The 9,951-nt window shown below is 68.8% G+C and carries 10 protein-coding genes and 1 pseudogene; 5 read left to right on the top strand and 6 right to left on the bottom strand.

The genetic code is table 11. The annotated features are described in order from the left end of the window. From JWR86_RS02635 to JWR86_RS02645, 3 genes and pseudogenes are all read right to left on the bottom strand, one after another. A pseudogene (locus JWR86_RS02635) lies at positions 1-182 on the bottom strand (MFS transporter); the annotation flags it as partial. A 76-nt stretch (positions 183-258) separates the two neighbouring features. Next, on the bottom strand, positions 259-2,088 hold the full coding sequence (locus JWR86_RS02640; RefSeq protein WP_299560359.1) for an ABC transporter ATP-binding protein/permease: 1,830 nt from the start codon (positions 2,086-2,088) through the stop codon (positions 259-261). A gap of 107 nt (positions 2,089-2,195) precedes the next feature. Beyond that, positions 2,196-3,356 carry a 2'-deoxycytidine 5'-triphosphate deaminase gene (locus JWR86_RS02645; protein WP_299560361.1) on the bottom strand — a complete coding sequence of 387 codons (1,161 nt, stop codon included), beginning with the start codon at positions 3,354-3,356 and terminating at the stop codon, positions 2,196-2,198. A 137-nt stretch (positions 3,357-3,493) separates the two neighbouring features. Here JWR86_RS02645 and JWR86_RS02650 point away from each other — a divergent pair, with 137 nt between their 5' ends. Beyond that, a complete protein-coding gene (locus JWR86_RS02650; protein ID WP_299560364.1) occupies positions 3,494-3,820 on the top strand; it encodes an NIPSNAP family protein in 327 nt (108 codons plus the stop codon). Between the two features lie 123 nt (positions 3,821-3,943). On the opposite strand, the gene infC is transcribed toward JWR86_RS02650, so the two are convergent. The 3 genes from infC to JWR86_RS02665 all read right to left on the bottom strand — a co-directional run bounded on the left by infC (position 3,944) and on the right by JWR86_RS02665 (position 6,036). After that, positions 3,944-4,465: a translation initiation factor IF-3 gene (infC, locus tag JWR86_RS02655; RefSeq protein WP_299560367.1), complete on the bottom strand. Its 522-nt coding sequence runs from the start codon at positions 4,463-4,465 to the stop codon at positions 3,944-3,946. 136 nt (positions 4,466-4,601) lie between these two features. After that, entirely contained in the window at positions 4,602-5,717 is a 1,116-nt protein-coding gene (locus tag JWR86_RS02660) for a malate/lactate/ureidoglycolate dehydrogenase (protein WP_299560370.1), read from the bottom strand. A gap of 4 nt (positions 5,718-5,721) precedes the next feature. After that, positions 5,722-6,036, bottom strand: coding sequence for a polyhydroxyalkanoic acid system family protein (locus tag JWR86_RS02665; protein WP_299560373.1), 315 nt, complete (start codon positions 6,034-6,036; stop codon positions 5,722-5,724). 126 nt (positions 6,037-6,162) lie between these two features. On the opposite strand from JWR86_RS02665, the gene JWR86_RS02670 reads away from it, so the two are divergent. From JWR86_RS02670 to JWR86_RS02685, 4 genes are all read left to right on the top strand, one after another. Further along, positions 6,163-7,176, top strand: coding sequence for a cysteine synthase A (locus JWR86_RS02670; protein WP_299560376.1), 1,014 nt, complete (start codon positions 6,163-6,165; stop codon positions 7,174-7,176). Positions 7,177-7,390: 214 nt separating this feature from the next. Continuing rightward, positions 7,391-9,070, top strand: a complete 1,680-nt coding sequence (locus tag JWR86_RS02675) for a sensor histidine kinase (protein ID WP_299560379.1) — start codon at positions 7,391-7,393, stop codon at positions 9,068-9,070. A 93-nt stretch (positions 9,071-9,163) separates the two neighbouring features. Beyond that, positions 9,164-9,592 (top strand): Hsp20 family protein, encoded by a 429-nt coding sequence (locus JWR86_RS02680; RefSeq protein ID WP_299560382.1) that lies wholly within the window; start codon positions 9,164-9,166, stop codon positions 9,590-9,592. 33 nt (positions 9,593-9,625) lie between these two features. Next, positions 9,626-9,886: a DUF1150 domain-containing protein gene (locus JWR86_RS02685; RefSeq protein WP_299560385.1), complete on the top strand. Its 261-nt coding sequence runs from the start codon at positions 9,626-9,628 to the stop codon at positions 9,884-9,886. Positions 9,887-9,951 lie beyond the last annotated feature (65 nt).

The raw sequence follows: 9,951 nt of genomic DNA on the forward strand, positions 1-9,951 counted from the left end.
TTGAAGCTGTAGGGCAGCAGCAGATAGGCGAAGAGGCCGATCGCCTTGATGTCGATCTCGGCCGTGGCCAGCCGGGCCGTGAAGGTGCCGCCGACGAGCAGGAACGGCAGGCCGCAGGAAAAGCCGAGCGCCAGCATCAGGGCGACGCGGCGGTCGAGATAGGGCCTGAGCTTGTCGATCATGCCGGGTCGACGAAAGCCGGCGGCGCCGGCGGAGCCGCAGCTATAGCATACGAAAGGTTAACGGCCTCGCCCGGGCCTAGTCCGCATCGCGCCGGAACACGTTCCAGAACGAGCGCAGGCTGCGGTAGCGGCGGTGATGGGCGTGGGCCGAGCCGGTCCCGTCCTCCCGCACGAGGTAGATCTCGCGGTCGTGGAACTCCTCGAGCCCCGGCCGGTGGCCGACGCTGAGAACGGTCGCGTCGGCCAGTTCGTTGCGCAGGAAACCCATCATCTTGGCCTGGCTCATCTCGTCCAGGGCCGAAGTCGCCTCGTCCATGATGACGATGTCGGGCGGGTCGATCAGGAGGCGGGCGAAGGCGACGCGCTGGCGCTCTCCCCCGGACAGGATCTGATCCCACTGGTCCTCGTCGTCCAGCCGATCCGTCAGGTGCGTCAGCCCGCATTCGCGCAAGGCGTGCCGGAGCTTGTCGTCGGAGATGCGGCCGTCGTCGGCCGCCGGGTAGATGAGCGCGTGGCGCAGCGTGCCGAGCGGCAGGTAGGGCCGCTGCGGCATGAAGGCCACCGAGGAACGCTTGGGCGTGAGGATTCGGCCCGAGCCCCAGGGCCAGAGCCCGGCCATGGCCCGGATCAGGGTGGATTTGCCGGTGCCGGACTCGCCCTTGACCAGCACCTTCTCGCCCCGGCTGATCGTGGTGGAGGCCCCCTCGATCATCACCGTGCCGTTCTGCTGAGTGAGCGACAGGTTCTCGATGTGGATCGAATCGTCCGGGCTGAAGCCGAGCACGACCGTGTCACTGGCCCCGTGGCGACCGATGGATTCGTCGAGGTCGTCGAGCGCGTCGGTCAGTTCCACGACCCGCTGGGCGGAGGCCAGCGTCTCGGCGAGCCGGATGGCGTTGTCGATGAGCCAGTTGAGCGCGATCTGCACCTGCGTGAAGGCGGTCGCGATCTGCATCAGCTCGCCCAGGGTGAGTTCGCCGGCGACGTATTTCGGGGCTCCGAGCAGCAGCGGCACGACCGGAGCCAGGACCGAGTTGCCGTTCGAGATCCAGGTCATGTGCGCCTGTTTGGCGATGACCTTGAGCCAGCGCTCGGCGAGATCGCCGAACGTCTCGGAGAGGCGGGCCCGCTCGTCGTCGTCGCCCCCGATCAGGGCGATGTTCTCGGCCGATTCCCGGACGCGGGTCAGCTCGTAGCGCAGCCGCGCCTCGGCCGCGTTCTTCTGCTCGACCCGCTGGATCAGCGGCTTGCCGATCAAGACCATCGCGGTCGAGGTCAGCCCGGCATAGGCCACGGAGGCGAACACCATGTAACCCGGGATGGTGACGGGCCCGATCGTGATCGACCCGGCCACCACCCACAGCACGCCGAAGAAGGCGGCCGCGGCCAGCACCGCGTTCGCCAGACCGATCGCAAAATCGACCAGCGGCTCCACCGCGAGCCGCACGTCGTCGGCGATGCGGAACTCCGGATGCGAGCCCTCCCCCGACACGATGGTGAGCTGGTAGAAGCGCCGCTCGGAGAGCCAGCGCTCGATCAGCCCCTGCGTCAGCCATTTGCGCCAGGCGAGTTGGAGACGCATGCGGGCATGGACCATGGCCACGGCGACCGCCGCCGCCATGAGCGCGAGCCCGAGCACGATCGCGACGCCGAGCCCCACATTGGCCACGTCCTTGCTCTCGATCGCGTCGAAGAAGAACTTGTTCCAGCGGTTGATCAGAAGCGCGATGCCGAGATTGACGAGCACGAGCCCCAGGAGCGTGAGCGTCAGGGTCCAGGCGCGCCGCCGGCTCCGTCCCTTCCAGAAGCCCCCCGAAATAGCGAAGAAGGCCCGCGCGGTGCGGACCGGCGACGGGGGTAACGGATTGTCCGACGTGCTCTCGATCCCAGGGTCGACGACGCTCATCGGGCCTCACGTTTCAGCGCTTCCGCCGCCGGGAGCGGACGGAGCTGGATCAGGCCAAGATAGGTGATCAGGCCGCTCGGTGCGAGCGCGTACAGTCGCGCGGCCGGTCAGGAGGCCCGGAACTGCTTGGAAAGCTTGAGGTCCTGCCCCTGGTAATTGGACGTCCCGATGGCGCCGTAGAGCACGTCGGGAGCGGCCGCCATCTCCTCGAAGGCAAGCCGGCACACCATCTGGCCGTCCTCGAGATTGAACGGCACCTCGTGGCTGCGCACCTCCATCACGGCCCGGCTGCCCGGATGGCCGCTCGGCGCGTAACCGAAGCCGGGGTCGAAGAAGCCGGCGTAATGCACCCGGAACTCGCCCATCATGGGGTCGATCGGCACCATCTCGGCTGCCAGCGTCGGCGGGATGTGCAGCCGCTCCTTGGAAGCCAGGATGTAGAACTCATTCGGGTCGAGGATCAGGCGCTTGTCCGACCGGGCCCGGATCACCTCCCAGTAATCCTCGGCCAGGTAGCCGGCGCTCCGGTCCACGTCGATGACGTCGGTGTGCCGCTGCGCCCTGTAGCCGATCAGGCCGTCCGGGCCGAAGCCCGCAAGCTCGATGCGCAGAACGAGGCCGTTGCGGACGCCGAGTTCGCCATTCACGAGCGGCGAGGCCGCGTGGAGGTCCCGCAGCTTCCGGTCGCTGATCCGGAAGTCCCTCACCTCCTCCGCCTGCGAGTCGAGCTTACGAAAGCGGATCTGGTTCAGCCGCGTGCCCCGTCGCACCTTCACCGAAAAGGTCCGGGGCGACACCTCCGCATAGAGGCGACCGCGATAGCCCGCTTCCACCGTGTCGAAGGCCTCGCTCCGATCGGTGATCAGGCGCGTGAAGACGTCGAGCCGTCCGGTTGAGCTCTTGGGGTTGGCCGCGGCCGCGATGCTGTCTGGCAGGTCCAGATGCTCCAGCAACTCGACCACATAGACGCAGCCGCGCTCGAACACGGCGCCGCCCTCGAGGTCGATCTCGTCGGGCCGCAGGGCGGCAAGCTTGCTCTCCACGGTGGCGTTCCGGCCGGGCAGGAAGCTCGCCCGGACCCGGTAGGCTCGGCGGCCGAGGCGCAGGTCGAGGCTCGCCGGCTGGAACTGGCTCTCGCGCAGCTCCTCGGTGGCCTTCAGCACATCGCGCCGGACGAGATCGCGAATATGTTGCCGCGGCAGCAGGCCCACGGCTCCGGACAGGAACGAGGACGGGCGCGTTCCGGCGAGGTCGGGCGCTTCGATCATGGCCGCGACGGTAGCGGAGCGGCCGCGTTTTCTCCAGGGACCCGGCTCCCGGAAACGGCGCGCCGGCCTGCTTTTCCGTGCGGGCCGATGAGCTTACGAACAAGCCGGTCGCCGGTCCGGCGGCCGGGAGGACGACCGTGGTCTACGAGCTCAGAATCTACCGCTGCCTGCCCGGGCGACTTCCCGCCCTCACCAAGCGTTTCGAGACCATCACGCTGCCGCTGTGGGAGCGGCACGGGATCCGCCAGGCCGGGTTCTGGACCACGCTGGTCGGCCCCTCGAACCAGGACCTGACCTACCTGCTGGCCTGGGAGTCGCTGGCGGAGCGGGAGCGCAAGTGGAACGCCTTCCAGTCCGATCCCGAATGGCTCGCCGCCCGGGCCGGCACCGAGAAGGACGGCCAGATCGTCGAGACGATCAGCAGCAGCTTCCTGAGCCCGACCTCGTTCTCGTCCGTGCAATAGGCTCCCCGGACCCGAGGGGTCCGGCGGAGAACTCCGGCAACCCAGACCGCGGCACCACCCGGTTCTGGGTTGCTGTGCCGCAGGCGCGACGAGGGCGCGCCCGGGGCGCGCGGCGCCGGAAACTCAGCGCGGGGCCAAAATCATGATCATCTGGCGGCCTTCGAGCATCGGCTCGCTCTCGACCTTGGCGATGTCCGCGGTCTCGACCTTGACGCGCTCCAGCAGCCTGAGCCCGAGATCCTGGTGAGCCATTTCGCGGCCGCGGAAGCGCAGGGTCACCTTGACCTTGTCGCCCTCCTCGAAGAAGCGCTGAACGGCCTTCATCTTGACGTCGTAATCGTGCTTGTCGATGCCGGGCCGGAGCTTGATCTCCTTGACCTCGACCGTCTTCTGCTTCTTGCGGGCCTCGGCCTGCTTCTTCTGCTCGAGGAAGCGGAAGCGGCCGTAATCGAGGAGCTTGCAGACCGGAGGCACCGAGTTCGGGGCGATCTCGACAAGATCGAGCCCGGCATCCTCGGCGATCTTCAGGGCATCAAAGAACGGGACCACGCCCCGGTTCTGGCCTTCCTGATCGATCAGCTGGACGTCCCGGACGCCCCGAATGTCGCGATTGGCGCGCGGGCCGTCCTTCTGCGGGACTGGCATCGCTCTCATAGGTCTGCGAATGGCGGCGAACTCCTCAACCGTTGCGGTGCGGCCGGCCCGCCACGGGAGGTGGTCTCGTTATTCGGGACTGCCGTACCGTCTCATGTCGCATTTGTCCCGGCCAAGTCAATGATTCTCACGCGATCCGAAGCATCCGCGGGTCGTTGTCTGAAAGCCCGACTGCCCGGGCAGTCTCGATCATCGCTCCCAGCGTCTCGACCGTGATCGGCACACCATGTGCGGTGCGATCCTGGCGCGCGAGGCGTTCTGGGTCTCCGGGCAGGAGCACGGGCGAGCCCGCCTCGGCCGGCACCGTTTCCCGCACATAATCGACGAAAGCCCGGGTTTCCGCCGCGATCGCTGAATCGGCGCCGAACGCCCCCGGGGACATGTAGATGGACACCATGCCGTTGCAGAAGCGCTGGTCGCGCGGCGGCCCCGCGGTGCCGGACCCGGCCAGAGCGCCGCCCAGCAGCTCGCACATCAGAGACAGACCCGACCCCTTGTGCTCGCCCATGGCCCGAATGGCCCCGGTGCCGAGCCGGTGATCGCGGTGGCTCGTGCCCTCGATGGGCCCATAGAGCGTGGCGGGATCGGTTGAGAGCTGCCCGTCGGGCCGGATCAGGCTGCCCTCCGGCAAGGGCTTGCCGCCCTGCGATGCCACCATGACCTTACCCTCGGCCACCGCAGAGGTGGCGAAGTCGAGCACCACGGGGGGCCCGTCCGGGACCGGGAAGCCGAACGCGATGGGGTTTGTGGAGAACCGCCTCTCGACCCCGCCGAACGGCGCCACGAGGCGCGACTGGGCAACATTCACAACATGAAGCGAGACGAGCCCCGCCTCGAGCGCCATTTCGGCCCATTGGCCGATGCGCCCGAGATGGCCGGCATGACGCAGGGCCACCACGGCGACCCCGAATTGGCGCGCCTTGTCGATGCCGAAGCGGACGGCCTGGCGACCGACCGTCGCACCGAAACCGTAGCGGCCATCCAGCACGGCCATGGCGGGATTGTCGGTCACGACCGCGATGGTCTGGCCCGGCTCAAGGTCGCCCGACCGCATCCAGTCGACGTAGCGTGGAACCCGCACCACGCCATGGCTGTCGTGCCCGGTCATGTTGGCGTCCACGAGGCCGGCGGCGACGGCCTCGGCCTCCTCGGCCGAGCAGCCGGCGGCCGCGAAGGTCGCGGCCACGAAGCTTTGGAGGCGCCCCGCCTCCACCCGAACAAGTCCGGTTGCGGACGCCGCCATCGCGCTACCTCTTCTTTTCAAGGAGGAGCTGTCCCTCCTTCTCGATGTAACTCTTCGCCTTTTCGGCGATCATGGCCAGCATCCAGGGCAGGCTGACTTCGACCCGGACATGGTCGTCGGCCACATCGAGCGAGCCAGACGCGCTCTGCCCCATGGCCTTCACGTCCACGTCGAGGTGGTCGCCCGACCAGCGCTCGTCGATGGACCCGATCTTGTCGGCGAATTTCGCCTTGAGCGTGTCGACGCCGGCCACGAGGCGCTGGCGGGCCGCCTCCCGGCCGAGTTGATGCGGGATGGTGACAACCAGCGGCTTGGACATCCGGACTCCTCGGCTCGGCGCCACATAGCACGGCGCGGCGGGCCGTCGACTCCCGCCTCCGTTGCGCTTCCCCCTGCGATCCGGCATCCCGGGGGTCCGCGCCCCGGATCGCGCCGGAGACCCGCCATGGACATTCGTTCGAGCGTTCTCGAAGCCATCGGCCATACGGCCTTGATCCGCCTGCGCAGGGCGTCCGAGCTCGCCGGCGCCACCATCCTGGGCAAGGCCGAGTTCATGAACCCGGGCGGCTCGGTCAAGGACCGGGCGGCCCTGTTCATGATCCGCGACGCGATGCGCCGGGGCGACCTGCGGCCCGGCGGCACGATCGTCGAGGGGACCGCCGGGAACACCGGCATCGGCCTCGCCCTGGTCGGCAACGCGCTCGGCTTTCGCACCGTGATCGTGATCCCGGAAACGCAGAGCCAGGAGAAGAAGGACGCGCTACGGCTCGCCGGGGCCGAGCTCGTGGAGGTCCCGGCGGTGCCCTATGCCAACCCGGAGAACTACGTCCGGCGCTCCGGCCGGCTCGCGGCCGAGCTCGCGGCCACTCGGCCGGAAGGCGCGATCTGGGCGAACCAGTTCGACAACCTGGCCAACCGCGACGCCCACACGGCCACCACGGCGCCGGAGATCTGGGACCAGACAGGCGGCCAGATCGACGGTTTCTGTTGCGCGGTCGGCACGGGCGGCACCCTGGCCGGCGTGGCGCAGGGTTTGCGCGAGCGCGCCCCCAACATCCGCATCGGGCTCGCGGACCCGGCCGGATCGGCCCTGCACAGCTTCTACACGGTCGGCGAGCTGAAAGCCGCCGGCTCATCGGTCACGGAGGGAATCGGCCAAGGTCGGATCACCCGCAACCTGGAGGGGCTCAGGGTGGACGCGAGCTACCAGATCCCGGACCAGGAGGCGCTGCCGATCGTGTTCGACCTCCTCCAGCACGAAGGCCTCTGCCTGGGCGGCTCCTCGGGCGTGAACGTGGCGGGGGCGATCCGGCTCGCCCGCGACATCGGCCCGGGCTGCACGGTGGTGACCGTGCTGTGCGATTCCGGCACGCGCTACGCGTCCAAGCTGTTCAATCCCGCCTTTCTCCGGGAGAGGTCGCTGCCGCTGCCGGCCTGGCTCGCCGCTGAAGCGCGCTGACCGTTTGCCGCGATGGCGCGGATGGACGCGTTTCGTCCGGAACCGGCCCCTTAACAGCGAGTTCTCCTCCGTATGCCTGGAGAGAGCGAGTGGTGTCCGCGTGCCGCAACATTCCGCCGTCGCGGCGCGTCGGACAGACCGGGGCGTTGCTAGCTGGTGGGCAGCGTCCCGTCGCCGTCCGCCCGGCGGCGCCCCATCGCACGGCGCGGCGGTGATGCGATCCCTGCTGGAACGGCCGACCTATCTTGGCCTGACGCGCCGGCGGCTCCAGACCCTCTACCTCGTGGCCGCGGTCGGCCTCGCAGGCCTCGTGCCCCTGATGCTCTTCGCCGGGTTCTGGATCCGGGCGGAACTCGGCAAGGGCCAGCGCGACGTTGAGATGCTGCTGGACAGCCGCGCCTCGGCCCTGTTCCACCAGGTCGAGGCGGAGGTGGAGCGGCAGATCTCGGCCCTGCACGCGCTCTCGGCTCTGCCCACTCTGGATTCCGGCAGCGAAGGGTTCGACGAGACCGCCGGGCGGATGACCCGGGCCATGCCGCACTGGACCTCGCTCAGCCTGGTTGACGCCGCGACCGGGCGCGTCGTCCGGGCAACGCGGACCGAGGAGGCCGATGCCCCGGATCCCGAGTCCCTGCGCCAGGCCGTCCAGAGCAGAAAGGCGCAGATCGAGACGCGGCCCGGCTTGGCCCGCACCGGCGGTGGCATCCACATCTACGTCCCGGTGGTCCGCAACGATGCCGTCGCCCTTGTGCTGCTGATGACGTTCAACGCCCTGAACATTCAGGACATCGTGCTGGCGCAGTCGCGCAACACCCCGTTCACGGCCCTGGTGCTCGATTCCCGAAACCGCATCCTGGCCAATTCGAGCTCGCCGCAGCCGATCGGCACGGACGCCCCACCCGCCTTCCGACAGGCGATTACGGGCCGCAACACGGGGCTGTTCCAGTCGGACCTCGACGGAGAACCCATGGCGAGCGCCTTCCGGCGTTCACGGCTGACAGGCTGGGTCGTGATCGCCTCGATCAGCCGGCGGGAAAGCGACCGGCTCATGACCGGGACGGCCCTCGCCACCACGGCCGCCGGCGCGGTCAGCCTCCTGCTGGCCGGCATTCTGGCTGTGTTCATCGTCCACACGGTGATGGAGCGGCGCGTCAGCGAGGAGCGGCTCGCCGCCTCGCGCACGCTGGGCGAACTGGATGCGAGGCTGCTCGCCACCACCCAGGAGGCACTCGGGGAACAGCGCAAGGCCGCCTCCGAGCGGGAGGTGCTGCTGCGCGAAATCTACCACCGCGTGAAGAACAACCTGCAGATCGTGCAGAGCCTCCTGCGCCTCGGCTCCCGCGATCTCCAGGCCGAACAACGCGAGCCGTTCGAGAGCGCGGTCCGCCGCATCGGCGCCATGGCCCGGGTCCACACCCTGCTCTATAATTCCCCTGATCTCGCCTCCATCGACTTCAAGGATTACCTTGAGGAGCTGCTGAAGGAACTGTCGGAGGGCTTCGGCGCTGGCGAGCGCGGCATCGAGTCGGTGCTCGACGCCAACGCCATGCGGATGCCCCTGGATACCGCCGTGCCGCTCGCCTTCATCGCGGTCGAGATCCTGACCAATGCCTACAAGCACGCCTTTCCCAAGGGCCGCACCGGCCAGATCACCGTCCAGGTCAGCCGCGACGACGGCAACGCCCTGCTGCGCATCCGCGACGACGGCATCGGCATCGGGCCGGACAGCGCCGCCAAGCGGCGCCTCGGCCTGACCATCGTCCGCAAGCTGGTGCAGCAGATCGGCGGCACGCTGGAAGAGCCTCCGCCGGGCTCGTCGGTGTTCACGGTGCGGTTTCCAGTGGAGCCCGATCGCCCGGCCACCCCGGCCGCCCCCGCGCCGGTCGAGGCTTGATCGGACCGCTTGGCGTTCCATATCTAGCGCAGGAGTTCGAGGGGCGCCGTCAGGGCTCCCCGGACTGGGAAGTGCCGGAAGGGCTTCGCAAACATGTCGCGTCCATCGCCCTTCGGGCATCCGTTCCTGCTGGGTTTTGATGAGGTCGAGCAGGCACTCGACCGTGTCGCCAAATCGTCCGGCGACGGGTACCCGCCCTACAACATCGAGCGGATCGCCCGCACGGCGGCCGACCCCGAACGGCTCCGCATCCTGATCGCGGTGGCCGGGTTCGGGTCCGAGCAGCTCGAGGTCACGCTTGAGGAGAACCAGCTCGTGGTGCGCGGCCGTCAGGCCGAGGACCGCGAGCGCCTGTTCCTGCACCGCGGCATCGCGGCCCGGCAGTTCCAGCGCACCTTCGTGCTGGCGGACGGGATGGAGGTGCTGGGCGCGGACCTGGCGAACGGGCTCCTCTCCATCGACCTCGTGCGGCCGGAAGCCGCGCGTGTGGTTCGCCGCATCGACATCACATCACGGGACTGATCCCGAGAACCGCCGCTCGAAGGAGGGCATACGATGACTGACATGACCCACGAGACCGGAACGATCCCCGAGCAGGCCCTGGCGGCCCTCGGCGAGGGGCAGATCGCCTACGTCAAGCCGATCTCGTCCGACGAGGTGCGGCGCATCTTCCCGCAGGCGCCCGAACTCGCGCCCGGTCTCAAGCTGTTCGCCCTTCTGTCCGCGAGCGGGGCGCCGATCCTGCTCACGGATTCGCGCGACACCGCGCTCGCCAATGCCTGGGCGCACGACCTTCAGACCGTCAGCCTCAACTGACCGCTTTCGGTCTCGCCGGATGCGAGCCGGACGGCATCGGCGACCGCCACAACCAGCCTGTCGAT

The sequence above is a fragment of the Enterovirga sp. genome (genome assembly GCF_028290205.1).
Taxonomy (GTDB): Bacteria; Pseudomonadota; Alphaproteobacteria; order Rhizobiales; family Beijerinckiaceae; genus Enterovirga.

Excerpts from the sequence above, each read along its gene's own strand:
- JWR86_RS02640 (WP_299560359.1), bottom strand. The coding sequence starts at position 2,088 with ATGAGCGTCGTCGACCCTGGGATCGAGAGCACGTCGGACAATCCGTTA.
- JWR86_RS02645 (WP_299560361.1), bottom strand. The coding sequence starts at position 3,356 with ATGATCGAAGCGCCCGACCTCGCCGGAACGCGCCCGTCCTCGTTCCTG.
- infC (WP_299560367.1), bottom strand. The coding sequence starts at position 4,465 with ATGCCAGTCCCGCAGAAGGACGGCCCGCGCGCCAATCGCGACATTCGG.
- JWR86_RS02660 (WP_299560370.1), bottom strand. The coding sequence starts at position 5,717 with ATGGCGGCGTCCGCAACCGGACTTGTTCGGGTGGAGGCGGGGCGCCTC.
- JWR86_RS02665 (WP_299560373.1), bottom strand. The coding sequence starts at position 6,036 with ATGTCCAAGCCGCTGGTTGTCACCATCCCGCATCAACTCGGCCGGGAG.
- JWR86_RS02670 (WP_299560376.1), top strand. The coding sequence starts at position 6,163 with ATGGACATTCGTTCGAGCGTTCTCGAAGCCATCGGCCATACGGCCTTG.
- JWR86_RS02675 (WP_299560379.1), top strand. The coding sequence starts at position 7,391 with ATGCGATCCCTGCTGGAACGGCCGACCTATCTTGGCCTGACGCGCCGG.
- JWR86_RS02680 (WP_299560382.1), top strand. The coding sequence starts at position 9,164 with ATGTCGCGTCCATCGCCCTTCGGGCATCCGTTCCTGCTGGGTTTTGAT.
- JWR86_RS02685 (WP_299560385.1), top strand. The coding sequence starts at position 9,626 with ATGACTGACATGACCCACGAGACCGGAACGATCCCCGAGCAGGCCCTG.